The following is a 25881-nucleotide window of genomic DNA, read 5'->3' as shown; positions in this document are numbered from 1 at the left end:
TGTGCAGCATAAGAGCCGCTAGAGGCGACGATCATGCGCGCTTGCCCTGCGTGGCATGTGAAGGCAGCAATGCGGACGCGTTGCAGTCGTTCGCTGATCGACGCACGCCTCACGCGCGCTGCGCGCCGAGATGGGTGATGGAAGACCGCACGCCTGCGTTCACCCAGGCGGCGCAAAAAGCTGTGTACTGGCGACGATGATCGCCGGTTGAAGATGCGGCCAGTGCTGCAGCTGCGATTCGTTTTTCGCGCCGGTGGTTCTGCGGCAACCGCACGCAACACGCCACAATGCCGCAGCCTGCGCGGCTGCCGATGGGATAACGAACATGTCGCTGAACACCGCCCTTTTCACCCGCAAGGTGTGCCACGCATGATGTCGACACGCAGGATCTCGATAAGCACGATCTCGATAAGCACAACAGTGCTGTGCTGCCTGTTGGTGTGCCAGCTGATGCTCGACAGCGCAGCGGCGGCCCAACCGACGCACGCCACGCTGACAGTTGCCGGATTGGAGCAGCCCGCGCAGATCCGCGTGGATCGCTGGGGCGTGGCGCACATCTATGCCAGGACCGACAACGATGCGTTTTTCGTGCAGGGCTTCAACGTCGCACGCGACCGCCTGTTTCAGCTGGATCTGCTGCGCCGCAAGGGGCTTGGTCACTTGTCGGCGGCGTTCGGGCCTGCCTATGTGCAGCAGGATCGCGCCGCGCGGCTGTTTCTGTATCGCGGCAGCATGGCCGAGGAGTGGAACAGTTACGGGCCCGACGCGCAGCGCGATGTGACGCGCTTCGTTGCCGGCATCAATGCCTACATCGATTGGTTGGGCGCCCATCCGCACGCGCTGCCGTATGAATTCCGCACGTTCGCGTATCGCCCGGAAAAATGGGCGCCGGACGATGTGCTGCGCATCCGCACCACCGGCTTGAGCCGTAACGTCAAAAGCGAAGTGGCGCGTGCAAAGGTCGCGTGCAAGGCCTCGCTTGCCGTCGATGCAGTGCGCCAGAAGTTGCAACCGGCCTGGACCACCCGCGTGCCCGAGGGGCTGGATCCTTGCCTTCCGGATGACGTCTTGAAGGTCTACGAACTGGCCACGCAAAGCCCCAGGCTCAGCGCCGACACGCACGTGGCCGACGCGCAGACAACGCCACTGCGTCCAGGCGAGGACGCCTTTGCCGAAGGCAGCAACAACTGGGTCATCGCACCGCAAAAATCGGCCACCGGCCACGCGGTGCTGGCTGACGACCCGCATCGTGCGTACAGCGTTCCCAGCCTGCGCTATTTCGTGCATCTCAACAGCCCGGGGCTGGACGTCATCGGTGCCGGTGAGCCGACTGCACCCGGTATCGCGATCGGCCACAACCAGCGCAGTGCGTTCGGGCTGACCATCTTCAACATCGATCAGGAGGACCTGTACGTCTACCGCCTGAATCCGGCCGACAACGCGTCGTATTGGTACAACGGCAAGTGGGAGCCGCTACATACCGAACCCGCCTCCATCGCGGTGCGCGATACCGCGGCGGTCACCGAGCAGCTGCAATTCACCCGCCACGGGCCGGTGATCTACATCGATGCAGACAAGCACATCGCCTATGCGATCCGCTCGGTGTGGAGCCAACCGGGCACGGCGCCCTACCTGGGGTCTTTGCGTTATCTCAGGGCGGACTCGTTTGAACAATTCAAGGACGCACTCGCACATTGGGGCGCGCCGTCGGTGAATCAGGTCTACGCAGACGTCAAGGGCAACATCGGTTGGGCCACTGCCGGCATGACGCCGCGCCGCGTGCAGTCCGACGGCTTGCTGCCGGTGCCTGGCGACGGCCGCGACGAGTGGAACGGTTTCTGGAACGCCGATGTCCTGCCGTCATCGAAGAATCCCGCAGCAGGCTTCATCACCACCTCCAACGAAATGAATCTGCCTGCCGGCTACCCATATGCGCAGCGCAAGATCGGTTTCGAATGGGCCAACGACGCGCGGCATGCGCGCATTACCCAGGTGCTGTCGCAGCTGCCAACGGTGAGCGTGCAGGATTCGGAAAAACTGCAGAACGATCAGGTGTCGTTGCTGGCGCAGCGGCTGGTCGCGCTGATCCAGCCGCTGCACGCGCAAGATGCCGCCACCACGGCGGCGCTTGAGTTGCTCAAACCCTGGGACGGCACGGTGAGCGCCACCTCCGCTGCCGCCGCGTTGGAAGAAGTGTGGTTCAGCCGCTATCTCGGTGATGCCTACAAGGCGCTGGTGCTGCGCCCCTCCGAGGCGGCCACCTTCGGCATGCCGGATGCGGCGGTGTTGATGCAGGCACTGGAACACCCCGGCGCCGCGTTCGGCCCCGCACCGGCCGCACGCCGCGATCAACTGCTGCTGGAGTCGCTACGCAGCGCCTATCAATCGCTGGTCGACCTGCACGGGCCGGATCCTGCGCAATGGCCGTGGGGCAAGCTGCATACCAACAAGGTCACACATGCCATGAGCACGGCGGTAGGCACCGATCACGCGCTGCTGGACGTGGGCCCGTTCGCCAAGGGCGGCAGCCCGTATACGCCCAATCAATCCAGCTACGACCCCAGCAATTTCCGCCAGACCATCGGCCCTTCCGCACGGCTGATCATCGACCTGGGCAACTGGGATAACTCGCGCGCCATGAACTACCCCGGCCAATCCGGCGACCCGGCCAGCCCGCACTACCGCGACCTCGCACCGATGTGGCTGCAGGGCCGCTATTTTCCGTTGCTGTACACGCGTGCGGCGGTCGACGCGGCGACCGAGCAGGTCGTGGATCTGGTGCCGGCCGCACCGCCAAGCACGACAGAAAGCCATCACGCCGATTGAAAACGCCCAGACCTCTATTGTTGCAACTCTGCGCAGACGCTCAGCGCAATTCCGGCTGGGCCGGAACTTCCCAAACGCAAACCCACAGGCGACCTCAAGCTTGGCATCAGCTGCGAGAGGCACGCCGGTTTGATCAACTTGAGCAGATCATCGCGACGGCGGGCGGGGCCAAGCAGGCCCACGAACTGGCCCAACAAGGAGGAAAAATAGCGTTCGCCTGACCGTTGTCTTCGCTGTCCGTGGTTCGCGAGCAACGGCGCGTGGCGACGGCACCGAGAGCGGCGTAGCACAGCTCTACCGAGGCAAGTGGCGCTAACCGACGTTCGGCAGCCACAAGCTGTCCTTGGTGATCGCGGGTGCCTTCGTGTCTGCTTTCGGCCAGAAGCGGACGTCCGGTGCCTACGAAGCCCTCCCGGCTTGCGTCGGGGCGGGGCTATGATTACCAAAGAAGTGAACATGGAACCGATATTTGCGAGCATCTAGCCTAGGCACAGCAGCGCGGCATTCGGATCGAGCACATCCAGCCGGGCAAGCCGAAGCAGAACGCCTATGCCGAACGCTACAACCGCACCATCCGTTGTGCCTGGCTGGCCAGAACCTTGTTCGACACCATCGAGAAGGTTCAGGATAAGGCCATCAGCTGGCTATGGACGTACAACCATGAGCGCCCCAACATGGCGCTCGGGGGCATCACGCCAGCGATGAAATTGGCGATGGCCGCGTAGTCCACTTCTGGCAACCGCTAAAAGCGGGGGATTACAGATCCACGTGGCAAGTCTGTATACCGACGATGAGTTGTTGGCCGAGGTTCTCTTGCGCTGACCGGGCCTGACCGTCGCGCATCGTCAGGCGGTCGCCAAGCCATTGGCGAATCCGACTCGCGCTATCACTCAACTTTACGCAAATACCCTGCAAGAGCTAAGTGACCTCCCCTGCAGGAAGCTCCGCCTGGTCCTCGTTGTGACGCTCGTGCAAGAGCCGAGCATCCTTCCGCAGCCGGACGACTACTCGATCCGAATATTCTGCCGGGTACTTCCCAACGCCGGTTGAGAGCAGTACCTGGTAGTCCGACCTACCAGCGGTCGCCACGTCGATTTGGCGAATCATGTTGATCAGGTTCTGAAGGTCGATGCCCGCCGTCTCCGGCGTATCAATAAGCAGAAGTCGGGGAAAAGGAATATCCTCATCTATCGACATCTTCAAAAGAGTCAAGTAGTAGAGAAAACGCTTAGAAACATCTGCACTGGCCTCGCGATACTCGCCGTTGTTGATAATCGGAAGATAGGTTTCCGGATCAATCTTGGCGGTACGGCAATCTGCCAGGACCGCTGACATGAGCGAGGTATAGATGCCGTTGAACCCGGTTAAACGGCTAGCAAGCTCAAATCTAGATGCACCATCTAGTTGATCCACTTCTGCCTTCGCGTTCTGCGCCTGCAAGAGCGCCCCGTCATACTTCCGCTGAAAAGAGGCCAACTTTTCCTCCAGCTTGATAGCTTGCTCAAGTTCGCTGATGATATTGCGAACCTCGAAAATCTTCTCCTCAATAAGCTCCACGTACTCGTCCTGAGGGCGCGCCGACTGATCAGCGACCTGCGCAAGCCGCACCCGCGCTGTTTTTGCAGCATCTGCCAAGCTTTCTCGTGTTTGAGCAAGGCGACTGATGTCACCACGCACTCCCTCCGCCGCTGATCGTAAGGTCTCGAGGGATTTCGCTTTCGACTTAAGTATGTCTATGTATTCGGCCGGACTGTAGAAGAACCGCTGATAACTCTTTTCGTCCACGGCACAGCCGCAGACACACCGATCCTTTGCTCGCGCGACTGTATTTAGACAGTACGGGCACGTGTCCGCTGAGAACAGACTCAACTGCTCATGGGTATACAGGATCTTCTGAATCCTACGGATGTCGTCGTTAAGCGCTCCCTGCACTTCATCGATCCTAGCCTTTTCGCGAAACAGGCTTCCAAGCTCCTCGTCTAGCGACGCTCGGCGAGCACCGATCACCTCATATTCCCGTCTCGCCATCTCGAACGAAGCGACGAGCTCGTCGCCACTAACATCCCCGGCTAGGCGAGCAGCGCGTTGCTTTCCTAACTTCTCAAGCTGTGCATTCAGCTCTTCGATTCTGCCAAATAGGTGGACGCGATTTGTTACTTCCTTGATGCCGTTCGACGCCAAAAGCTCCGTCACGATCTGTGTGTATTCAGCCAATATTGTTCTGGCAGCGTCCCTCTCTTTCTCGGCACGCTTCAACGAGCCAATGGCCTGATACAGAGCAAGCAGAGTTTTCCCAACCAGAACCTGGAATATGGCGCGACGAACTTCGAGCGAATCAGATATGAAGTTGCTCGCATCCGCGGGCTTAAAGATCCCGTGGGGATCAGGACTTTGATTATGGTAGATCAGCCTAGCCAAGTCGGAGAAATTCAACCTGAAGCTTCGGCCTCCCTGATATATCTCGACTACCGCAATTCCCAGTTGCTCTAGCAGCCAATCGGAAAAAATTCGATCACCGCCCTGACGGAAAACTGGTAAGACGAAGGCACCAGCCTCCGTGGCGCCATCAGCTCCAGCGTCTGCCACGTCTATCGCAATGAAATTATCGCCAATCTTTCTGCTGATTGAGTATCCAAGTCCGTTGACCACGATGTCGAGTCTGACGACATTGTTGGTATCGCCGGTAATTTCCTTGTGAGCATGACTGGAGCCACGATTAAACTCCTCCACCTTGCCCCCAAGGGCGAAATAGATGAGATTGAAGAAGGTGGTTTTACCACTGCCATTCGGTCCCTCGATGATTGAGAGCCCATCCGCCAAGTCCGGCGACTCGAACCAGTATTTGTCGCCAAAGTACTTTACCGTTCGAACCTTTAGACGACCCATACGCCCAATCCCTTCGATGTATAAACCCTATCCATGAATGTTTCATGAGTCATGGCGCCAAGTCTAGGAACGATTTTTCTTATGCGATTTGCATTAATCCGCTCGCTCTCAAATTCCGTTGAGCCAAGAAATCCTTCGGGAAGCTGGTCACGATTAAGCAGGACGTCTAGAGCCTCGGGCCTTTGACCCTTATTCAGCGCGACGTACCCTCTCTTCTCCAGGGCGAGCAGGAGTTTATACACTTCACGCTTATGCAGCTCACTGCGCGTGAACGTAGAAAACAGAAGTTCGCGATCGACGGGGTTGGTGATACGGCGCTCCGCATATCGAGAAAGCACCCCAACAAGTCGCTCATCCGAGATAAACTGCACAAGATGTGAAAGTTTACGATGATCTTTGAACGGCGCCCGGCCTTCAGACGTGAACGCAGCAAGGGCATTCAAAATCCCATAGGTCAGGAAGTAGAAATCCTCCCCAACGAGAAAGTTCAACCGCCTTATGTTATCCATTTTGGTCCGGCGCTTCGTCAAGCGCGAGGAAGCAGTCATCAAATAGCGTCAGTACGGCGCCCTTAATTGTCTCGCGATCTTTGATCCTATAAGTGTACGACGAAGAAAGAGTCGACATTCGCTCCTCGGCTCGATCAGTCAGCTTGGCCAATAGCGCATCCACTTCCTCTGGTGACATGCCTTTTGCAGAGCCCAATCGCTGCCTCTCCAGCTCCTCTTCGCAGGCATCGAGAACGCGATGGCGCAGCGAAACATACTCACGGTCAAAAGCCTGAGATTCGTGCTTTGCAACGCCAATACGGCGCTGCAGACTCAGCAGTTTCGACTGACCATAGTTCTCCGATACAGACAGGATTTTCTCGGCTATGTTTCGCTTATCACTTGATTCCTCTAAGCCATTTGCTTTATATGCCGGGTCGAGTGGCTTCTCGGATCGTCCGGCTGCAGCTTGCAGAAATAGCAGCTGGATATCGGCTGTCCCAACCATCTTATCGATCAGCTGCTTGCTTTGAGATCGCTCCTCAAGCAAGTCCATAATCATGGTGAAGATGAATACTTCTAGATTCTCGTGCCGATAGTTGAAAAACGGACATTTCTGGACTAGCTCCAGCGCCCTGGTCTTCAGAGACTCGTTCGTCTCGTCACTGACTGACCACTCTATTCGTTCAAGGAACTCGCGGAACTGGGTGTTCGTCCACGTTCTGAGCGAATCCAATCGACCCTTGTTCTGCCCTGAGTACTGGTTCTTGTACTCGTCGATGATAATCGCTTTAGCAATGGCGACCTCCTCGTCTGTAAGGCGCTCTCCTGCAACAAGCTTGCTAAGTATCTGGCACCTCCCTCTGAACCCCGGCACACCCGCGCGGTCCCGTATCTCCTTCGATATGATCTCCTCGCCAACTGGCGCGGACGCGTATACCGCAAGACCTAAGGATCCCTCGTGCATATAGACAGCATCTAGATCCAAGAAAGCAACCACCGTATTCCTAATCGCCTTGGAATTGAATGTTAGAGATGCTGTATAGAACTTGTTCTCTTCTGCCGCCACAGCATTAGGAGCGCTCTCATCTATGAGAACGCTGTCCTCCAAGAACTCCATAGCGCAATAGATCTGCCCATAAGAGCGCGCGGTGATTCGCTCTAGCAGGCGAATACATGCTCGTATTTTCTGAAAGCGAAAGCCCTTCGTCTTGTCGCCTGCGGCGCGACAAATGACTTCCGGCCGAGTCCTCTGCGTCATGCCCCCTCCTGACCCACCCACCTTCACTGGCGGTGCTGCAAAGTTTACAGGTTCCATCACCCCGCAGCTCGGCTGGCTGGATGGGGCAAGGAGACGCCAGTAACGACTCACCATCTCCGACTCTCAGAAACCACAGGTTTGAGACCTCAGGCTCCACTCATCGCCAGTCCGGTGCTCGGGACTGTCGATACTCACTCGCGAGTAAGCCGCCCAGGTGCGCTTCGGCCGGAGCTTCGCACGACGGTTGCGACACTTTGAAGGCATCCATAGCAGATCTTCCATCCGCTCACTGCTGAATGAGCCCTCATCCGGGTCCCAGCCATCCTCGGCACTCTTGTCACCTCCACGGACGAATCCACATATCTCCATAAACAACCAGGCTCGTAGCCAGTTGTTCACCTCAATGATCTTCAATCTGGATATTTCCTCTTCTTCGCTGGCTGCGTCCCGCTCATAGATCTGTTCGAGATAGCTAACGTAGGACTCCCGCAGAAGCTCTGTTTGACGAAACCCGAAGTTGTGTGACACGACTTCATGCGGAGACCGCACCATCGCTGCCCAATGATGCCCTTCAAGCTCGCAAAGCGCACCGTGGTCTAATCAGCTTGAAAACGCACTTTTCGCCAACCGCAACAGACGACTTTGGAACGCGAGCCTGGGCAGCTCGAAGAATTCTCTTACACACGCCTCTTCCACTTGCTCGATCACTGGGACAGCTCGCTGAAGGAACGGTTCCAGGTTGACTTATCCTCCCGCTAAGGAAGGGCAGCTTTGGGTGGATAGCGGACGCAGCCTTGATGCCCCCGGTTGGCTCCGTCAAATTCAAACTCTTTATCGATCAGAGCGGCGGCGACCGTGTGCACGGCGAAACCGGGCCACCAGCGAAAGAGTGATCTCATTAAAACCCAGATCCCATTTGTCTTGGCAATAGAAGCCGGCAGGACGCCATAGTTCGCCCGAACCCAACCAAACTATGGTGTTCTCCGACTATTGCGCCGCGCACAGCCCCCTGCCATCCGACCTATTGACTACACCTGTCGCCAGGCTTACGGTAGCGACAACTGTAGTCAGGGAGAGCGGCATGCGCGGCAAGACCATCGGGGACCAGGAGCTGGCCCTGCTGCAACACATCGAAGAACAGCGGCACGCCAGTGTCGGCGAAGTGGCGGCCGCGTTCGGTGAGCCGCGCGGGCTGGCGCGCTCCACCGTGCTGACCATGATGGAGCGCCTGCGCGCCAAGGGCTTTTTACGCCGCAAGCAGGTGGACGGCATGTACCGCTACAGCGCCACCACCGGCCAGGACGATGTGGTGCGCTCGGCTGTGGGGCAGTTCGTGGAAAAGACCTTGCAAGGCTCGGTGTCGCCGTTCGTGGCGTGGATGTCGCAGCGCGCCGAAGTCAGCGATACCGAGCTGGCCGAACTCGAAGCCCTGGTCGCCAAGCTGCAATCGCAGCGCAAGGAGGATTGAGCCATGTCGCCCCTGATCGAATCGCTGTTATGGAAACTCGGCGCTACCAGTGTGCAGACCGCGGTGCTGACCCTTGCGGTGTGGGCGCTGTGTCGCGGGGTGAAGCGCTTGCCGGCCACCACGCAAACCTGGCTGTGGTGGTTGGTAGGCGTGCAGGCCGTGGTTGGCCTGCTGTGGAACGCGCCGCTGCAGTTGCCGGTGTTGCCGGCGCACACGTTTGCATCTGCGCTTGGCAGCGCCGATGCGTTGGTGCCGATGGCCACGGCCACGGCCGCCGGATCGACAGCCGCCGCTGCCAGCGCGACGGCGCACGCCATGGATGTCACGGTCTGGTCGTCGTGGGCCACGTGGTTGTTTGCGGTGTGGGCGGCTGGCGTGCTGGTGATCGCGGCCGGCACGGTCCGCGCGTATTGGCGCAGCCGTGCGTTGGTGCGCGCCGCCCAGCCGTGCACCGACAAGGCGTTGGTGCAGGCACTGCAGATGGCGGCCGAGGCGCACGGCTTGTCGCACCCACCCGCGTTGCGGCTGTCTTCGCAGATCGATTCGCCGCAGTTGATCGGCCCGTGGCGGCCGGTGTTGTTGCTCCCGGCCAAGCGCCTGGCGCAGATGGCCGACGACGACCTGGACATGGCGCTGACCCACGAGTTGATCCACCTGCGCCGCCGCGATCTGTGGTGGGGGCTGCTGCCGTCGCTGGCCCAGCACCTGTTCTTCTTCCATCCGCTGGTGCACCTGGCCGCCCGTGAATACGCCATCGCCCGCGAAGCGGCCTGCGATGCGGCCGTGGTCGCCGGGCATCGCCATTGCCGTCATGACTATGGACGCCTGCTGCTGCAGTTCGGGGTATCGCCACGTCCGCTCGGTGGCGTGGCAAGTGCCTCGCCGTCGTTTATCAGCTTGAAGCGCAGGCTGGTGATGTTGCAGGACACCAGCGCCTTTCCGCGGCTGGCCGCAGCGGTGATCCTGGCGACGGTGGCCGTCGCCGGCGTGATGCCGCTGCGCCTGGTCGCAATGCCGGTGCCGGCAACGTCCACCAGCATGCGGCCCATCGTGGTGACCGCCCCGGCAGCGCAACGCATGCCTGGTACGCCCGGCAATGTGTCGTTGGTGGATGCCGCAGCGCCGATGAGCGCACTGCCTGCACCGGCGCTGCCCGCACTGCCTGCGGCACCGGCTGCCCCGGCGTCGCACGGTGTCATCGCCGATGTGCTGGGCGCCGAGCCACTGCCTGGTGCAGATGGGGATGCAACGCAAAGCCGCTGGGATGTGGAGCTGGACCGCGTCAGCCGCGAGGCCGCCGCCACGGCCCTGCGTGACGCGCAGAGCGCCATGCAGGATGTGCTGGGTGCCGACAACCGCGAGCTTGAACGTCGACAGGAACAGATGCAGGACGCGCAGGACGCGCTGCAGGAAGCGCGCGAACAGCTGGCGTCATTAGGCCCGGAACTGGCGCAGGCCAAACAGGACGCGCAACAGCAGGCGCGCGAAGCCGAGCAACAGATTCGCGAGGTGGCGCAGCAGCATCGCCAGGCGCAATACGCCTATGCCGCGGCGGTGCGGCAAGCGGCCGAGCTGACCCGGCATCAGGTCGAAATGGACAAGCAGGCCGCACGTCAGGCCCGCATCGAGGCCGCGCGCGGGCAACAGGAAGCGGCGCAGGCGCAACGGGAGGCAGCGCAAGCGCAGGCAGACGCCGACCAAGCGCAAGCAGACGCAGAACAGGCGCAGAACAACTAGGAGCCATGAACGACACGACTGCGCGCACCGTCAGGCGGGCGCGGTCGGTGCCCGGAGCCGGCATGGACCACGCGCAGGCCCCGGTTCTGGGCGAACCCTCTTCTTAGCGCGCCATCTACACCAGTTGACGCTCGCTCGCACCGTCTTGCCGGCCGTTGCAGCTACCGAACAGAGAGAGCCAACCGCAGCGGGTTCGCTGCAGACAGCACGTCGCGTCGGCAACCGTCTCTAGCGGCCACGCTTCGGCAACGCGTGGCGTGCAGTCACCGATCCGCTCCCGGCCGTGCACGGCCGGCAGACCTGCGGCAGCGGTAAGCACTGCCTGACGCCAAGCAGCTGCCGGCGTCGTGCGATGGCATCGTGCCAGGCAGCACCTGCATCGACACGGGCCCGCCACAGCCCGGCACCTCCTGCGTGACGACGCTGCGCAGCGTCGGCAACGCCGTGGCCGCGTGATCGCTGTTTCCTACCCCGCCCGTGTCTTACGCAGGCGGCACCTACCGAGCTGTGACTTTCGTGGAGATCTCTCATGATCCAGACCGCTTCCCCTTTGCTGTGCCTACGCACCGCGTTGCTGCTGGCCATCGCCGCGTTCGCTGGTCCTTCGCTGATCGCAACTGCATCTGCATCTGAAACCTCATCTGCATCGCATCCACTTGCGTTGGCTGTTGTGCCGGCAGCGCCTGCCATGCCGGCGCTGCCGGCACCTGCGGCTTCTCCTATCGCGCCAACAGCCAGCGCGCCAACAGCGCCTTTGGCACCCGTCGCACCCGTTGCGCCCAGTGCACCCAGTGCAGCAACAGTCCCGGCCACACCGCGTGCCAAATCAAACGCACCGTGCGGCAAAGCCACCGCAATCACCCAGGACGAAGGCGATGCCTATGTGTTGGTGCACGGCGACCATCAGGTCATGCATGGCTCGCGCAGCGATCTGCAGACCGCACGCGCGTATGCGGGCAATGGCCAGCGCGTGTTGTGGTTCCGTGCCGGTGGTGTGCAATACCTGGTGCGTAATCCGACGCTGATGCATCGGCTGAGCGCGGCGCATGTCCGCAGCCAGCAACTGGCCGACGCCCAGGCCACCTTGGCGGCACGTCAGCATGCGCTGAGCGAGCGCCAAGCCGCACTGGCCGCACAGCTCTCTGCACAGACCGAGCCGCGTGCGCTCCAGGCCTCGACACGAATGCCGTCAGCCGCTGCATCTGCATCCTCGCAACAGAGCGCGATGCCCGAGGCGCTGCAGGCATTGGCCAGGGAGCAACGTGCATTGGCCGACAGGCAGGCCGCGTTGGCGACCAAGCAGGCCGGTGCCTCCAAGCTGGCTACACGCGAAGCGCTGAAGGTGCTGCGCGAGGCGTTGGACCGTGGTCTGGTGACACGGGTCTCCGGTTAGTCGCATCGTGTCGCCATCGTGCGCGGGCAAGCTGGATGCGCTGGTGCCTGTCTGCTCGCCGATACTGTGCAACAGGCATCAACCACGCACACAGGTGTCGCCATCACACACAAAATTCAACGTGCTGCAAACGCCTGCTTAAACGAAATATTCGGTTTTTCGATAGGGCAAATACCCCGGCGATTGTGAGTTGGCGAGATTGCGTACCCTCACCCCAACCCCTGCTCCGCGCCCCGGCCCGCGCTTGCGGCGCGGGCGCTCCAAGGCACGCGCGCCAGTGGCACGCAAGCCGTGCCTTATCGCCCCGGAGGGAGAGGGGCTTCTGCATTCGCCATATAAGCCCAACTTCAAACCTCATACACCTCACGAAACGCGTCCATGTCCTTGAAGGTACAAAAATGGAAACGCGGCACCGTGATCGGGCCGGCCGCCGCAAGCCGCTTCAACCAATCGCCCACCGCAAGGCGATAGGCCAGCTGCTCGGCCGCATCGAGCGTCTCGCACAGATAAGCCAACGAGATGTGGAAACGGAAATTGGTGTAATCCGGGCGCTGCAGTTTGGTCAACGTCATCAATGCCTGACGCGCCGTCTCCAACCGCTGCGCGGTGGCCGCATCGGCAGGCAGCAACGGAATCAGCAGATTGTCGTGGCTGCCGGTCATGGCCGCGGTGGGGTCGACCAGAAACCGGCACGCGCCCAGCGGTGCAGCATCGCGCTGCTGCAACCGCGACAGGAAGCTGGCGTTGATGTCGGCCAACGCCACATCGCGCGCCAGATCGCTCGGCCATGGCCCGTGCGCGCGGTCGGTTTCATTGACTCCGCCCAGCAAGGTCACGTGATAGCTGCTCGGCGGCAACACGGCCAGCTTGTTGGCGAAGCGCTGCTCGGGCAATTCGCGGTAGATCTCCAGCACCCGGTCGAAACTGTCGTAGCCATCGCCCTGCTGTTCGAGATGGCCCACAAACGTATTGCCGGCAAACGGCATCGGCCGTTTCGAGCGCAGGAACTTGCGGCCCACATCCGGCGGCGGCGCTTTATCGGCGAGCACCGGCAACGCGGTGGACAGCAGCGAGGCGCCGGCAGCGGCGGCCAGCAGCCGGCGGCGGCTGAAGGTGGTATCCAGACATGGCGACATACACAGCTCCTCAAAGTTTGACATTGACGCCGACCATCACGGTGGGGGCCATCTTCCAGGCCGATTGCACATATTCCTGATCGCGGCCGATGCGGTACTGGTAGCCCTGGCCGGCCAGATTGAGCACGTCCAGGCTCAGCGATACCGCCGGCGACACATCCCAGCCCAGTTTCAGATCGATGCGGTCCAGCGGTTGCTGGTAACGGTTGCGATAGAACTCGGGCAGGCTGCTGTAATTGGGAAAGCGGTCATCCCACAGCTCGCCGGTGCGGCTCCAGGCCAGCGTGGTGCGCAGCGGCCCACGGGCGTAATTCAGGGTCAGATTCCACAACTGCCTGGGCTGCTGCGGCAGCACGTCCAGGGTGGTGCGGGTGCCATCGCCGAGCACCACCGGGTACTCCACGTCCAGGAACGTGACATTGGCCGACACCGACAAGCCGTCCAGCGCAGGCAGCAACGGCCCCAGCTCCTTGATGGCTCCCAGCTCGGCGCCACGCAGGCGCACCGGCCGGTCCACATTGCGTGGCTGGGTGACCAGCACCTGCTCGCCGTCGATGTTGTCCATCTGACCGTAGCGGAAGATTTCATCGTCGATGGTCTTGTGGAACAGCGCGATCGACAGCAGGCTGCCGCCGTCGTCGAAGCTCCAGTCGTGGCCAAGGTCCAGGTTCTGCGAGCGGCGCGGCTGCAGGTCCGGGTTGCCCTGGTTGAGCGTGGGCGGTGTGCTGCCCAGCTGCAGCACGCCGCCGTTCAATGCCATCTGGTCCAGGCGCGGGCGGCCGATCGAGCGCGAGGCACCAAAGCGCAGCGTGCCGTTGGCGCTGGTCTGCAGTTGCCCGCTGAGCGATGGCAACCAGTTGCGGTAGGTATGCACCGCGCTGACCGGCGTCCAGGTGGTTCCGCTCAGCTGCTGACCGGCGCTGGCAAAGCGGGTCTGTTCCAGACGGATGCCGCCAGCCAGCAGCCAGCGCTCGCCGCGCCATTGCGCCTGGGCAAAGCCGGCGCGCACCTGCTCGTCGACGCTGTAGCTGCCGCTGTTCTGCGCGGTGGTGTCCACCACCCCGCGCGCCTGGCCGGCGAGCGCATCCCAGCGCGCATCGGCCAATGCCGGGTCGATGGTCATCATCTGCCTGTTGCAACCTAGCGCGCAGGTGGGGCTGCCCAGCACGTCGGCTAAGGTGTCGGGCAAGCCGTTCCAGGTGGTGCGCTGCACATCGGTGCGCATGTGCGTGCGCACCTGCCGCGCGCCAACGGCCAGCCCCAGCCCACGGCTGTCCTCGTCCATGTTGCGACGTAGCTCCAGCTGCAGGTCGCCGACCCGTTCGGCGTAGCCGGTGCGTTCTTGCTGGTGATAGAGGTTTGCGTAGCGCCCCGGGTCGTCGGCCAGGGCCGGGGCCAGGGGCGTGAAGGCGGGCAGCGTGCCGCTCCAGTCGAAGCCGTAGGCCAGGCGATTTTGCTGGAAGCGGTCCCAGGTCTGCGGGTTGTCCACCGTGGCGCGCGAGGTGCTGGCGCGCAGCGCGGCGCGCCACTGCGCCGGCAACTCGGCCAGCAGTTCGCCGTTGATGCCCGACAGCGCGCGCTTCCAGCGCAACTGCCCTAACTCAACGTACTGATTCACGTTGTCGAGCGTGCCGCTCTGCGGGCCGGTGCGGCTCAGGCGCGCGCTGTTCTGCACCTGGGCGTTCTGGGTATAGCGGTCCGAGGCCTCGCGCTGGCGGAAGCTGTAACCGGACACATGGCCGCTGAGCGGGCCCTCCGGCTGCCAGTCCACACGCGCGGTGAGGCTGCGCCGTTCGCGAGTGTTGTCGTAGTTGTACCAGCGTCGCTCGCTGGGCACCGCATCGCCGGTGCCGCCATAGGCCACCGGATCGCGCGTGCCATTGGCGGCGTACCAGTTCAAGCCGCCGCCGTTTTCCTGCTGCGGCACCGAGATCTCGCGTCGCCATTGGCTGGCGGCGCCCAAAAAGGCGAACTGCCCGTCGCGACCGAAGCGCTTGCCCCACTTCAGGTCGCCCTCGCCAACCGGCGTCCTGCCGCCATAGCGGCTGCCCATCAGGTTGGCGCCGCCCTTGGCCGAGAAGGTGAGCAGGCCGTCCGGGCGGCCGAAGCCGGTGGCGGTGACCAGGTTGGTGACGCCGCCGATCGCGCCGCCGTCGTTTTCCGGCAGGAACGACTTCACCACATCGATGCGGTCGACAAAGTTGGCCGGCAGCACATCCATCATCGCCTGGCGGCTGCCGATGTCGTTGCTGGCGAACGCAAAGCCGTCGATCAGCATGCTGTTGTAGTTGCCGTTGAGGCCGCGCACCGTCACGTAGCGCGGCTCGCCCTGGTACTCCACGGTGCTGACGCCGGTGACCCGGCGCAGCGCATCGCCCACGTTGAAGTCCGCCAGTTGCCCGATGCTGTCGGCGGCGACCGAGTCCACGATGGTGGGCGCGGCCTGTTTGGTGGCGATGGCACGCGTGTTCTGCGACTGGAACGAGGTGCGCACCTGCACCGCATCCAGGGTCTGCGCCGCGGCATCGGCGGGCGCCTCGGCGGCCTGCGCCGGCGCGTGCATCCAGCCCACCACGGCCATGCCCAGCGCGAGCGACAATATGCGACGCTGCGGGCCGCAGGCCGGACCGGGCAGACACACAGGGCCAGAGGAAGAGGGATGAAACAGACGCATGGCACGATCCGCGATGTCGGGCGGCCCCAACGTGGTGCCGCAGGCGGATTAAATTAATCTGCTTAATTTAAGCTTATGTGACAACCACTGCCCTTTTGCTCCCTATGTCTTCCTTCTTCGCCCACGCGGCCATTCGTTCGCATTACCGCCGCCGTAGCGACGGGCAGGCCGCCGGTTCCAGCGAACGCGCGTTGCTGGATCTGATCCGCAGTGCCGGCCAGCTGGCACGTGCCGATCTGCCGCGCGCCAGCGGGCTCAGCGTTCCCGGCACCAAGGGCATCATCGACCCGCTGGTCGCACAGGGCCTGCTCCAGCTCGGCCCGTCGCTGCGGCGTGGTCGCGGCCAACCGAGCGTCCAGCTGAGTCTGGTGCCCGGCTACGCGTTCAGCGTGGGGGTCTCGGTGATGGTCGATGGCATCGCGGTGGTGCTGATCGACTTCGCCGGGCAGGTGCGCGGCATGCGCCAGCTCACGGCCTTCCCGCTGACGCTGGATCTGCTCGCGGCGCGCTTGCCGGAATTGCTGGAGCAGTTGTTGCAAGCGGCAGGTGTGAACCGGCAGCAGCTGTTCGGGGTGGGCGTCAGCATGACCGGCCCGCGCATCGGCGACGGCACCCGGGTCAATCCGCCGCTTTCGCTGGCCGCCGAATGGATGCAGGTGGAGCTGGACCGGTTCATCGCCGAACGCCTGCAGTTGCCGGTCTGGATGGACAACGACGCCCATTGCGCCGCCCTGGCCGAGGCCTTGTACGGGGTTGGCCGCCAATCGCCGGATCTGGTCTATCTGACGATCGCCGACGGCTTCGCCGCGGGCGTGATCGCCGCCGGCAGCGTGCACCGCGGCGCGCACGGCAACGTGGGCGAACTGGGGCGCATCTCGGCCATCACCGGCATGGCGCGGCCAACGCTGGAAAGCCTGCGCCAGGCGCTGGTCGCCGATGGCCATGCGCTGCCGGACCTGCACACCATGCTGCAGCACTACGACGCGGCTTGGCCTCAGATCGAGGCCTGGCTAGATGCGGTGCAACCCACCGTGACGCTGGCGGTGGCGGCGATCATCGCGTTGATCGACCCGCGCGTCATCGTCTTCGGCGCGCGCCTGCCGGCAGATCTTGCGCAACGGCTGATCGCCCGTATCGCCTTCGAATCCGCGCCACGGCGCGGCGTCGCATCGCCGTATCCGGCGTTGCTGGTCGGGCAGGTGCAGGCACACGCCACGGTGCTGGGTGCGGCCATGCTGCCGTTCAAGGAAACGCTGTTCTAAAGCAGGCGCGGGACCACGTGATGCGGTGCGCCGGGGGCATCGTTTCGCATTGCGGCGGCAGACTTCGCCTCGGTTGCGAATTGTCATATGCCACGCGCTTTACTGGCCGCCCGCAGTGCTCTTGAGGTCGTCATGCGTATTGGTCCTTTGCAACCAGCCGCCACGCACACCACCGCGCTGGCAACACCCACGCACACCAGTGCCATCACCCCGATGGAGGTGCCGCACGCGCCAGGCGGCAATCTGCCCTTGCGTGCACGGCCTCGTCGCCAGGCCCTCATGCAACCACCGCTGGTGCCATTGAACGACAGCGCCATGACCGGCAAGCAGGCGTTGGTGGCGCTGGACAGCGAGTTTTCGGAGCAGCGGCTGGCTGAAGTGCAGGCAAGGCAGATCACGGTGCAAGCGCTGCAAAGCAAGCTGGCCACCCACCTCGCGCAGGCCGGCATCGCGCCCGAGAAGGAGAGCATTGCAGCAAAGCTTGCAGCTGGAGCGCTGCAGCCGGTGTATCTGGATAGAGCCGCGTTCAAAGCCATGGCCAAAGCGCTACCCGATTGCGCCAGTACAGCGGCAGGCCCGGTGCTGGTCGATGCGCAGCAAGGCCGCATCATCTTCGATCTGCAGCGCGCGTTTGCGCCTGGCGACACCTTCAGCGACGCAGCCCACGCCGCATTGCGCAAGGCGCTGGATCTGCCCGGCCACGGGCTGACAACGCCACACTGGCTGCAGCCCGCCGCCTCCATGCAGCCGCGCCGCAAGTTGCAGCAAGCCGCGCGCTACCACGGCTACGAGGTGCCGGCGCGCGACGGCGGTGCAGCGTTCTTCAAGGCCAACGATCATCATCTGGTGGCCGGCAAGGACGCGCTGCTGCGCAAGCACCGCAAGGAGCTGGTTCATGACACGTATTTCCAGGCGCCGAGCACGCGCGCGCTGGGCAAGGACGTGATGGTGCACCGGGGCTTGTTCGACAACCACGCCGGCATTCCGGAAAACTCGCTTGCCGCCATCGATCGCGCCTACGCACAGGGGTATCGGAACCTGGAGCTGGATGTCGAAGTCAGTGCCGATGGCGTGCCGGTCTTGATGCACGACTTCAGCATTGGCCGCATGACCGACGACTCGCAGAACCGATTGGTCTCGCAGGTGCCGTTCGCCCAGTTGCGCGACATGCCGCTGGTGATCCGCAACCCGGTCGATGGCAACTTCATCAAGACCGATCAGACCATTGCCGCCGTGGAGCAGGCGCTGGAGCACGCGTTGCAAAAGCCGGAGGCGATGTCGGTGGCGCTGGATTGCAAGGAAGACACCGCCGAGGCGGTGGCGATGCTGCTGATGCGCCGGCCGGATCTGCGCCAGGGGGCGGCGATCAAGCTGTATGCCAAGTACTACACGGGCGGCTTCGATCAATTCGTGTCCAATCTATACAAGCACTACCAGATCAATCCGATGCACTCGCAGGATGCGCCCCGCCGTGCCGCGCTCGATCGCCTGCTGGCCAAGATCAATGTGGTGCCGGTCTTCAGCCAGGGCATGCTGGCCGACCCGCAGCTGCGCGATTTCTTCCCGGGCAAGGACGATGGCCCCGAGGGGCTGGCCGAGACCGCAGTGCAGTGGCTGGAAAGCTGGAACAAGATGCGCCCGGTCATCGTGGAGGCGGTGGCCACCGATCAGCAAAGCGCTGCGGGCAAGGCCATGGAACTGACACGCACACGCTTGCGTCAGCCGGACTCGGCTTACGCGCAGGCGGCATTTTCGTCCGGCTACCGGTATGAGGATTTCTCGCTGCCGCGCGCCAACCACGACAAGGACTATTACGTCTGGCGCAACTTCGGCGAGATGCAAAAGCTCAGCGGCGAAGCCTTTGGGATTCAGCGCACCACCGCCGGTGCCTTTCGCGACGCCGGTGAAAGCCTGTTGACCGACCAGCCCGAGGAAGAACTGCTCGCGCTGCTGGAAAACCGCACGCTGGCGCGTGGCCACACCGGCATGGAACTGGACCTGCCGCCGGAAACCCCCATCGACACCGCACGCGATGCGGCGATCGTGGAGCAGCGCACCAACGAGTTCCGCGCCGCGTCCAAGTCAGCCGACCCGGCCCATGTAGCGGCAGTGCGCGAAGGCCGCCGTCTGGATCGTGCGCCCCAAGGTCCGCACGACGCCGCCGCAAGGCAGGCGGCGGATGCACGCGCCGAATCGCTGGGGCGATTGACCGATCAGTACCGCGGCGCACCGGTGACCCATTACCTCAACGAGCAAGCCAAACAGATCGAGCCGGAGCAGTGACACCGGTGCAGTGATCCTGCGCTGGCATAGCGTGGCCCGGCGGCATGCGGGCCACGCCGTGCCAGCGCAGCGCCTGGTCCAGCGTTACGGCATCTCCAGCATCGGAATCACCTCGCGGTCCTGCGCGTCCACCGCCACCAGGCGTTGCAGCAACAGCGACAAGGTCACCACGTCCTGATGATTGTGCTCGGCCACGCGGCGCAGGTTGCGCGCGCTACCGCCGCGCAGGTAACTCAACCAGGCGGCGGGGGCTTCGGAGCCGGGCAGGTCGTCCTCGCGCACCACCCGCAGTAGTTGTCGTTCGATGGTGGCCAGCTTGCAGTTTTCCCAGGTGCCGCGATAGCGGCGACGCGTAGGAAAGAGCAGGTCCACATGATCCAGCGCGGAGATCGGGTCGCCGCGGCGTGCCAGCCGATAGCGCGTCTTCAACAACGGTGCGTCGTAGCAGCGGCCGTTGTAGCTGGACAGCACCGTCTGCGGCGACAGCCAGCTGCGGAACAGATCCAGCATCGCGCTCTCGGCCGCCATCGTGGACATCATCAACTGACGCACGCGCAGCCCGCTGCCGTGTGCGTCGTCCATGTACCAATCGGCCACCCCGATCATGAAGGCGCGCGTGCCGGTGCCGCCGGCCAGGCCGGTGGTTTCGGTGTCGAAGAACAGCAGATCCATCGGGTCTACCGCGTCCTCGCGTTTTGCGAACGCCAATGACAAGGCTTCGTGCGGAATCGGCTGCGGCAGAAAGTCCTCGATCAGATGCAGACCGGGTGCGATCTCGTTGCCGGGCAGATGGCGATCGGTGGACGCTACACGCACCGGCGTGTGCGCCGATACAGCACGTTCGCGCAGGCCGATCATCTTGCGCAGGCCGGCGATATCGGTGCGTCGCTGCGAAGGGGGTGCCGGTGCGATGGACGCTTCATGCGATGCAGGTAGACGCTTCGCAGCAGCGTCCGCGACATTTGTATCGGCATCGGCATGCGCAGTCGATTGCGACTGCGACTGCGATATCGACTGCAACGGAGATACCGGCCGGTGGCGCACGTCGTGCTCCACCCAGGCAAACACGGAGGCATCGCGCGCTGGCGTTGCAGCACCCGGTGCCTGCAAGGCGCGGCGCGTCATTGCCGGTGTCTGTGCCTGGGCACGCCGGTCACTGCCAGCGTCCACGTTGCCTGCCTGCGCGCTTGGCGCAGCAGCATCGCGTGGCGCAGCGCGCCACCCCTGCGAGGTGGCACCTGACGCAGGCTGACGCTGCGCGCGCGTGGGCATCACCGCATCGTCCTTGCGCGCTGCAGGCATCAGCCCGCCGACCTGACGGCGCAGCAAGCGCAGACGTTCTGCGCTGACACCAGGGCCGCTACCAGCCACCGGTGTTGCCGGGTCACGCGTCGGCTGTGCCGTTGCAGACATTTCACTTGCGGCACGCGTGCGCGCATCGCCCACAACAACATCTACAACAACTGCTTCACCAGATGTTCGTCCGACCACTGCGGAGTGCATCTGTTGTGCAGGCGAAAGCAGCATGCATTCGGTCGCGAACGCTGAGGTTTCATCGTCCACGCCGGTCTGCGCGATCGCCGGCGCATCGCAGGGCGAAGATGCACCACGACGCACCTCACGTGCGGCAACGTCGCCAGTAGGAGCAGGATCCACGACCGCGCGTGCCATCGCTGCATGCGGCGCAACACGCGCGCCTGCATTGGAATGCAGTTGGGGCACTCCAGCAACAGGTCCGGCATCCGCATCAACCGCAGGCGCCGCCTGCGCGCCGTGCGGTGCATCGCCGTCTGCAATCGTCACCGGCGCGCGCACATCGGCATGCCCGGCCTGACGCCGCAACAAGCGCAGCCGGTCCGCACTCACACTCATGCAAGCACATCCAGCGCCAGGTCGTCGTCCACCTGCGTGGCGTGGCGCAATGGCGCATCCGCATCGAACAACAGCGCCAGCACCGTCAATGCCAGCGATTTGGGCGACTCGCCCTTGCCTTCTTCGTGCGCGGCCAGCACCGGGCCCACGCAGGCCGGGCAGCCGGCGCTGCAATCGCAACGCCGTACCAACTCGTCCGCGCGCTGCAGCAACTCGGCCTGGCGCAGCCACAGCGGCTCGCTCAGGCCCACGCCGCCGGGGAAGTTGTCGTACAGATACACCGTGGGCACGAACGCCTGCTGCAATTCCACCGCGCCTTCTTCGCCTTCTTCCACACCGCGCAGTTGCCCGCGCCCGGTCTGGTCGGCCACCGCAAACCATGCGCCGTCGCCATTGCCCACGGCTTTTTGCAGGTCGCGTGCATCGGCCATCACTGCCACCGTGGCCACCACGTGCAGCGCGTAGGCCGCACCCAGAAATCCATCCAGCGCATCCTGTTTGGACGCAAACGCCTTGCCCAAGGTGGCCTGCGGCAGCTGCCACCACACCGCCGTGGTGTGCAACTCCTGATCAGGCAAATTGACCGGCCCGTAGCCGATGTTTTCATGCGTGTAATAGCGGATCTTCTTGTAGCCGGAGACGCGCCGCACCACATGCACCTCGCCGTGATGCGAGTCGCCGCGCCCGGCCACGCCACCGTCGAAGCGGTCCAGTACCTTCAACTTGGTGTAGTCGATGCTGTCGGTGTAGTAGTCCACGTGGGTGCGCGTGACATAGGCCTTGCGGCCTTCCCAGTCCAGCCGCTCCACCTGGTACGGCGTGCTCTGCACCATGTGGATGGCACCTTCGTAAAGCGTGAGCGCAGCGGCCGAATAATCCACCTCGGCGATGATCTGCTGCTTGCCGTCGGTCTTGTCCACCACCACGAAGTTGCCATCGGCCACCGAGCGCAGGCTCACTGCATTGGCCGGGTAGCTGTCGGCGATCCATTCCCAGCGGTCGCCTTCCTGGTGGATCACTTCGCTCTCGGCCAGCGCTTCCAGAAACACCAGCGGGTCGATCGGCCCGAACGGTTCGCTGGCAATGAACGGCAATTCGAAGGCGGCGCAGCGAATGTGATCGAACAGGATCAGCGGCTGGTCCGGCGCAATGCGCGCATGCTCGGGCGAGGCATCGGCGAAGAAATCCGGATGCCGCACCACGTATTGATCCAGCGGTTGCGAGCTGGCCACCAGCACGCCCAGCGCCGGTTGCTGGCGCCGCCCGGCGCGGCCGAAGCGCTGCCAGGTCGCCGCCACGCTGCCGGGGTAACCATTGAGGATCACCACATCCAGCGCGCCGATATCCACGCCCAGCTCCAGCGCCGAGGTGGAGACGATGCCGTCGATGTTGCCGGCCCGCATCGCACGCTCCACCTCGCGCCGCTCGGTGGGCAGATACCCACCGCGATACGCACGGATGCGCGGCGGCTTGCGCGGGTCGTTGTCGAAGATGTCCTTCAGGTATTTGGTCAGCACTTCCACCATCAGGCGTGTCTGCGCAAATACCAGCGTCTTCAGCCCGCTCTTGATCGCAATGCGCGCGATGCGGTTGCTCTGCGAGCGTGCCGACGCACGCAGCCCCAGGTCTGCATTGACCACCGGCGGGTTCCACAGCAGCACGTGCTTGTCGCCGGTGGGCGCGCCGGACTCGGTGATCGCATGCACCTGTTCTTCGATCAGGGCCTGTGCGTGCGCATGCGGGTTGCCGATGGTGGCCGAGCACAGGATGAACTGCGGGTTGGCGCCATAGAACGCGCAGATGCGCTTGAGCCGGCGCAGCACGTTGGTGACGTGGCTGCCGAACACCCCGCGATAGGTGTGGATCTCGTCGATCACCACATAGCGCAGGTTCTCGAAGAACTGCGCCCACTTGGTGTGATGCGGCAGGATCGCCTGATGCAGCATGTCCGGATTGCTCACCACGATGTCGCCATGCAGGCGGATCGCCTGGCGCGCATCGCCGGGCGTGTCGCCGTCGAAGGTGAAGGCCTTCACTCCCAGCTCGCCGGCGCGGTTCAATTCCAGCAGCTCGGCCACCTGATCCTGCGCCAGCGCCTTGGTGGGGAACAGGTACAGCGCCTTGGCGCCGGAGGTCATCGCCGCGCTCACCACCGGCAGCGTGTAGCACAGCGATTTGCCCGAGGCCGTGGGCGTCACGATCGCCACATGCTCGCCGCGCTGGCTTGCCGCCCACGCCTCGGCTTGATGGCTATACAGCTGAGTGATGCCGCGTGCGCGCAAGGCATCGGCCAGCGCGCTGGGCACATCGTCCGGGATCGGCGCATAGCGGCCCTCGCGCCCGGGCAGGGTGAAGCTGCCGGTGATGCGGTCGTGGTAGCGCCGTTCCAGGCGTTCGGTCAGCAGCGCGCCATCGCGGCTGGGCCGGCCATCGGTGGTGGCCAGCGCGCGTTCGGCGGTTTCGGTGCGGGGAGCGAGGGCAAACGGAGGCATACGGCAGCTCCCAAAGAGGGGCATGAGACAGGGGAGGTGTCTCAGGGTATGAGACCGGCGCCAAACCGGCGAGCCTGTGTCACTGAGCGGATTCAGCAAGCCGGGTATTGGTAAGCCATTGCGCGGCCGGAAATCAGCTTCGGTCTCTGCTGTAAAGGCGAAGCACCATGTCAAATTGATCGCTGCGGCACTAGGTTAGTGAACACTGAATATATCAAAGGCGCTATAAATTTTAATGCTCCAGTTCCTTCCTATTTAGAATTTCAGCGATATCGGTCAAGGGGCCTAGTTTTAGAAATAACGGGTCTAACTTCTGGGTAGGATGAGGAGGGAGAAATGTATAACGAATTTCTTCTTGATAAAGATATTTAAAGTGTTTGCAGGAAAAAACGCTCATGGTTTTTTTTCGAGGGATGATACGGATCAAAGTAGTGAATCGCACACGGCGTAAATTGCCATTCGTGCAAAGGTTCACGTAAGGCCTGCAAAAGTCTCTTTGAGAACTCACCAACATTGTGGATCACTAAGACAGAATCAGCATTGAAGTCATCAAACAGCCTAAGGCTTAGCCCAAAGCTGGCGCACCATGCATAATAGTTTGTTTCCATGCTAACTCGTTTGTGTTTAGGGGCCGGAGCACCGAATGCATCAACTAGGCGAGTTTTGAATGGATGGAGGTTTAGTATATCTTCTTCAAAATTTTCTCAATCTAAGTCATAGGAAAACTCGTCATCGGCGATCGCTGGGCCAAGCGATTCATCGTTATAGAGTGAAGCTGGCGCTATTCGAATCTCCCCTCTTTCTAGAAGGGCGCGCATCCATCTGATTTCCCCGAACTTAAAAAGATGTCTTTTTTTCTGGCTATTTTTAAGCATTTCTAAAACAGATTTAGATGCGGGGCTATTTGGTGCTGTTGGCTTCGGCGCCAAAACCCCGCCGATGCCACTTTTAATTAGTAAGCCGTGGTAGTTTCCAGTTCTGAGACGCGACTCCTCAAGAAAATGGGAAAATAGTCGCCAAAGAAAGTTACCGGTTCTTGAAGTTCCTTGAACACACCCAATTTTTCCGTTTGGTTCTAACGTCAAAATATTGGATATGAGGTCGCGTGCACGCTGTATGACTAAATCATCTGGAACTTCTTGCAAGTAGCGGCGCTCTCTATACTCTTCATACCACCGCATAAAAATTGCTTGATCTAGATAAATTGGCGATTTTATTATATCCTTTATGGGGTACTGGTTGGCGTTGCTAATATTTGACGTTCCGATTATTTATAATAAAACTAACGGCGGCATAGGTGATTCCAGCGCAAAGCTATCAAGGGAGATATAATGTTGGCTATCATCTTCACAGCTAAAGTTCGAAGATGTTTGTAAGATTAAGGTGGCGTGGTGCGTTTCGCAAACAAAAGCTATCGCGTTGATTTTTTATATCGGACAGAGATCTGCAATCTCTTTAAATAATTTGGCATGTAAGCATCCTTTAATAGCTACATGTGTTATTAAAGAATGCCTTAACAAGGTTGAGGATTGTCAAAAAATTCAACAACGTGCGACCGGGTGTTACACATACACATGCCGAAGGCACCATCTTGCGGTCGTAGCGGAAAGTGTCTGCCTAGGCTAGCTAGTAGTGCCGTAAGAGCAACCCCTGATTAGAAAAATGCTCTAGCTCACTGAGCGGATTCAGCAAGCCGGGTATCCTGTTGCCCCCGCCGCGTCACCGTTGTTCTGCACGCTGTGGGCTCCCCCACCTCGAAGAACCGCCGTGCCCGTGCCCCCCAGCGCCATTGCTCCGCATTACAAGACCGTTTCCGCCCGCCGCGCCGATGTCGCGGTGCATGCTGCGGGCCTGTTTCTGGCCATCGTCGGCGGCGCCTGGATGGTCTGGCGCGCGCACGCCAGCCAGACCATGCTGCTGGCCACCTGCGTGTACGCGCTGGGCCTGCTGGTGATGTTCGGCTGTTCGGCGGCCTACAACTTCGCCCCGCCGCAGCGCCAACCGATGCTGCGCAAGTTCGACCACGCCGGCATCTTCGTCATGATCGCCGGCTCCTACACCCCCTTCCTGCTGGTCGCCCTCGACGGCACCTGGCGCTGGGCG

18 protein-coding genes and 1 pseudogene are annotated in these 25881 nt (G+C 62.3%); 8 read left to right on the top strand and 11 right to left on the bottom strand.

From position 1 onward, the window contains the following. The first annotated feature begins 450 nt into the window (after positions 1-450). A complete protein-coding gene (locus tag AC1KVG_RS12995) occupies positions 451-2826 on the top strand; it encodes a penicillin acylase family protein (RefSeq protein WP_481094667.1) in 2376 nt (791 codons plus the stop codon). 14 nt (positions 2827-2840) lie between these two features. Here the strand turns inward: AC1KVG_RS12995 and AC1KVG_RS12990 are convergent, their stop codons facing one another. Continuing rightward, positions 2841-3284: an XdhC family protein gene (locus AC1KVG_RS12990; RefSeq protein WP_481094763.1), complete on the bottom strand. Its 444-nt coding sequence runs from the start codon at positions 3282-3284 to the stop codon at positions 2841-2843. A 30-nt stretch (positions 3285-3314) separates the two neighbouring features. On the opposite strand from AC1KVG_RS12990, the pseudogene AC1KVG_RS12985 reads away from it, so the two are divergent. Continuing rightward, a pseudogene (locus AC1KVG_RS12985) lies at positions 3315-3551 on the top strand (integrase core domain-containing protein); the annotation flags it as partial. A 193-nt stretch (positions 3552-3744) separates the two neighbouring features. On the opposite strand, the gene AC1KVG_RS12980 reads toward AC1KVG_RS12985, so the two are convergent. The 4 genes from AC1KVG_RS12980 to AC1KVG_RS12965 form a co-directional block, all read right to left on the bottom strand. Continuing rightward, positions 3745-5712, bottom strand: a complete 1968-nt coding sequence (locus AC1KVG_RS12980) for an AAA family ATPase (RefSeq protein WP_481094666.1) — start codon at positions 5710-5712, stop codon at positions 3745-3747. Then, a complete protein-coding gene (locus AC1KVG_RS12975; RefSeq protein ID WP_481094665.1) occupies positions 5700-6203 on the bottom strand; it encodes a hypothetical protein in 504 nt (167 codons plus the stop codon). The genes AC1KVG_RS12980 and AC1KVG_RS12975 overlap by 13 nt, the downstream gene beginning before the upstream one ends. Before the next feature lie 10 nt (positions 6204-6213). Then, entirely contained in the window at positions 6214-7461 is a 1248-nt protein-coding gene (locus tag AC1KVG_RS12970) for a hypothetical protein (RefSeq protein ID WP_481094664.1), read from the bottom strand. Positions 7462-7584: 123 nt separating this feature from the next. Then, the gene (locus AC1KVG_RS12965; RefSeq protein ID WP_481094663.1) at positions 7585-7989 is read right to left on the bottom strand and encodes a hypothetical protein; all 405 of its coding nucleotides are present in this window, start codon (positions 7987-7989) and stop codon (positions 7585-7587) included. Between the two features lie 553 nt (positions 7990-8542). On the opposite strand from AC1KVG_RS12965, the gene AC1KVG_RS12960 reads away from it, so the two are divergent. The 3 genes from AC1KVG_RS12960 (at position 8543) to AC1KVG_RS12950 (ending at position 12059) form a co-directional block, all read left to right on the top strand. After that, positions 8543-8929, top strand: coding sequence for a BlaI/MecI/CopY family transcriptional regulator (locus AC1KVG_RS12960; RefSeq protein ID WP_104550479.1), 387 nt, complete (start codon positions 8543-8545; stop codon positions 8927-8929). A 3-nt stretch (positions 8930-8932) separates the two neighbouring features. Then, positions 8933-10666: a M56 family metallopeptidase gene (locus tag AC1KVG_RS12955; protein WP_481094662.1), complete on the top strand. Its 1734-nt coding sequence runs from the start codon at positions 8933-8935 to the stop codon at positions 10664-10666. An 886-nt stretch (positions 10667-11552) separates the two neighbouring features. After that, positions 11553-12059, top strand: coding sequence for a hypothetical protein (locus tag AC1KVG_RS12950; RefSeq protein ID WP_481094762.1), 507 nt, complete (start codon positions 11553-11555; stop codon positions 12057-12059). A 347-nt stretch (positions 12060-12406) separates the two neighbouring features. Here the strand turns inward: AC1KVG_RS12950 and AC1KVG_RS12945 are convergent, their stop codons facing one another. Together AC1KVG_RS12945 and AC1KVG_RS12940 are read right to left on the bottom strand one after the other, a co-directional pair. Next, the gene (locus AC1KVG_RS12945; protein WP_481094661.1) at positions 12407-13195 is read right to left on the bottom strand and encodes a DUF1868 domain-containing protein; all 789 of its coding nucleotides are present in this window, start codon (positions 13193-13195) and stop codon (positions 12407-12409) included. 10 nt (positions 13196-13205) lie between these two features. Further along, positions 13206-15869: a TonB-dependent receptor gene (locus tag AC1KVG_RS12940; RefSeq protein WP_481094660.1), complete on the bottom strand. Its 2664-nt coding sequence runs from the start codon at positions 15867-15869 to the stop codon at positions 13206-13208. 104 nt (positions 15870-15973) lie between these two features. Here AC1KVG_RS12940 and AC1KVG_RS12935 point away from each other — a divergent pair, with 104 nt between their 5' ends. After that, positions 15974-17131 (top strand): ROK family protein, encoded by a 1158-nt coding sequence (locus tag AC1KVG_RS12935; RefSeq protein WP_481094659.1) that lies wholly within the window; start codon positions 15974-15976, stop codon positions 17129-17131. Between the two features lie 132 nt (positions 17132-17263). Then, on the top strand, positions 17264-19414 hold the full coding sequence (avrBs2, locus tag AC1KVG_RS12930) for a type III secretion system effector avirulence protein AvrBs2 (protein ID WP_481094658.1): 2151 nt from the start codon (positions 17264-17266) through the stop codon (positions 19412-19414). An 84-nt stretch (positions 19415-19498) separates the two neighbouring features. Here the strand turns inward: avrBs2 and AC1KVG_RS12925 are convergent, their stop codons facing one another. The 4 genes from AC1KVG_RS12925 to AC1KVG_RS12910 all read right to left on the bottom strand — a co-directional run bounded on the left by AC1KVG_RS12925 (position 19499) and on the right by AC1KVG_RS12910 (position 24959). After that, entirely contained in the window at positions 19499-21286 is a 1788-nt protein-coding gene (locus AC1KVG_RS12925) for a ribonuclease H-like domain-containing protein (RefSeq protein ID WP_481094657.1), read from the bottom strand. Then, positions 21283-23778, bottom strand: a complete 2496-nt coding sequence (locus AC1KVG_RS12920; RefSeq protein WP_481094656.1) for a DEAD/DEAH box helicase — start codon at positions 23776-23778, stop codon at positions 21283-21285. The genes AC1KVG_RS12925 and AC1KVG_RS12920 overlap by 4 nt, the downstream gene beginning before the upstream one ends. 368 nt (positions 23779-24146) lie before the next feature. After that, the gene (locus tag AC1KVG_RS12915) at positions 24147-24386 is read right to left on the bottom strand and encodes a hypothetical protein (protein ID WP_481094655.1); all 240 of its coding nucleotides are present in this window, start codon (positions 24384-24386) and stop codon (positions 24147-24149) included. Between the two features lie 96 nt (positions 24387-24482). Continuing rightward, positions 24483-24959 carry a hypothetical protein gene (locus tag AC1KVG_RS12910; RefSeq protein ID WP_481094654.1) on the bottom strand — a complete coding sequence of 159 codons (477 nt, stop codon included), beginning with the start codon at positions 24957-24959 and terminating at the stop codon, positions 24483-24485. Between the two features lie 586 nt (positions 24960-25545). Here AC1KVG_RS12910 and trhA point away from each other — a divergent pair. Then, on the top strand, positions 25546-25881 hold a 336-nt coding region (trhA, locus tag AC1KVG_RS12905; RefSeq protein ID WP_481094653.1), incomplete at its 3' end, for a PAQR family membrane homeostasis protein TrhA.

The sequence above is a fragment of the Xanthomonas sp. NCPPB 3959 genome (assembly GCF_056675575.1).
The sequence above is the reverse complement of the archived record's forward strand: the minus strand, read 5'-3'. Positions and strand labels throughout refer to the sequence as shown.

What these genes read in the sequence shown, in the direction of transcription:
- AC1KVG_RS12980 (WP_481094666.1), bottom strand. Translation starts at nt 5,712, where the DNA reads ATGGGTCGTCTAAAGGTTCGAACGGTAAAGTACTTTGGCGACAAATAC.
- AC1KVG_RS12955 (WP_481094662.1), top strand. Translation starts at nt 8,933, where the DNA reads ATGTCGCCCCTGATCGAATCGCTGTTATGGAAACTCGGCGCTACCAGT.
- AC1KVG_RS12920 (WP_481094656.1), bottom strand. Translation starts at nt 23,778, where the DNA reads ATGCCTCCGTTTGCCCTCGCTCCCCGCACCGAAACCGCCGAACGCGCG.
- AC1KVG_RS12960 (WP_104550479.1), top strand. Translation starts at nt 8,543, where the DNA reads ATGCGCGGCAAGACCATCGGGGACCAGGAGCTGGCCCTGCTGCAACAC.
- AC1KVG_RS12995 (WP_481094667.1), top strand. Translation starts at nt 451, where the DNA reads ATGCTCGACAGCGCAGCGGCGGCCCAACCGACGCACGCCACGCTGACA.
- avrBs2 (WP_481094658.1), top strand. Translation starts at nt 17,264, where the DNA reads ATGCGTATTGGTCCTTTGCAACCAGCCGCCACGCACACCACCGCGCTG.
- AC1KVG_RS12945 (WP_481094661.1), bottom strand. Translation starts at nt 13,195, where the DNA reads ATGTCGCCATGTCTGGATACCACCTTCAGCCGCCGCCGGCTGCTGGCC.
- AC1KVG_RS12910 (WP_481094654.1), bottom strand. Translation starts at nt 24,959, where the DNA reads ATGCGGTGGTATGAAGAGTATAGAGAGCGCCGCTACTTGCAAGAAGTT.
- AC1KVG_RS12925 (WP_481094657.1), bottom strand. Translation starts at nt 21,286, where the DNA reads ATGAGTGTGAGTGCGGACCGGCTGCGCTTGTTGCGGCGTCAGGCCGGG.
- AC1KVG_RS12990 (WP_481094763.1), bottom strand. Translation starts at nt 3,284, where the DNA reads ATGTTCACTTCTTTGGTAATCATAGCCCCGCCCCGACGCAAGCCGGGA.
- AC1KVG_RS12935 (WP_481094659.1), top strand. Translation starts at nt 15,974, where the DNA reads ATGTCTTCCTTCTTCGCCCACGCGGCCATTCGTTCGCATTACCGCCGC.
- AC1KVG_RS12970 (WP_481094664.1), bottom strand. Translation starts at nt 7,461, where the DNA reads ATGACGCAGAGGACTCGGCCGGAAGTCATTTGTCGCGCCGCAGGCGAC.
- AC1KVG_RS12940 (WP_481094660.1), bottom strand. Translation starts at nt 15,869, where the DNA reads ATGCGTCTGTTTCATCCCTCTTCCTCTGGCCCTGTGTGTCTGCCCGGT.
- AC1KVG_RS12915 (WP_481094655.1), bottom strand. Translation starts at nt 24,386, where the DNA reads ATGGAAACAAACTATTATGCATGGTGCGCCAGCTTTGGGCTAAGCCTT.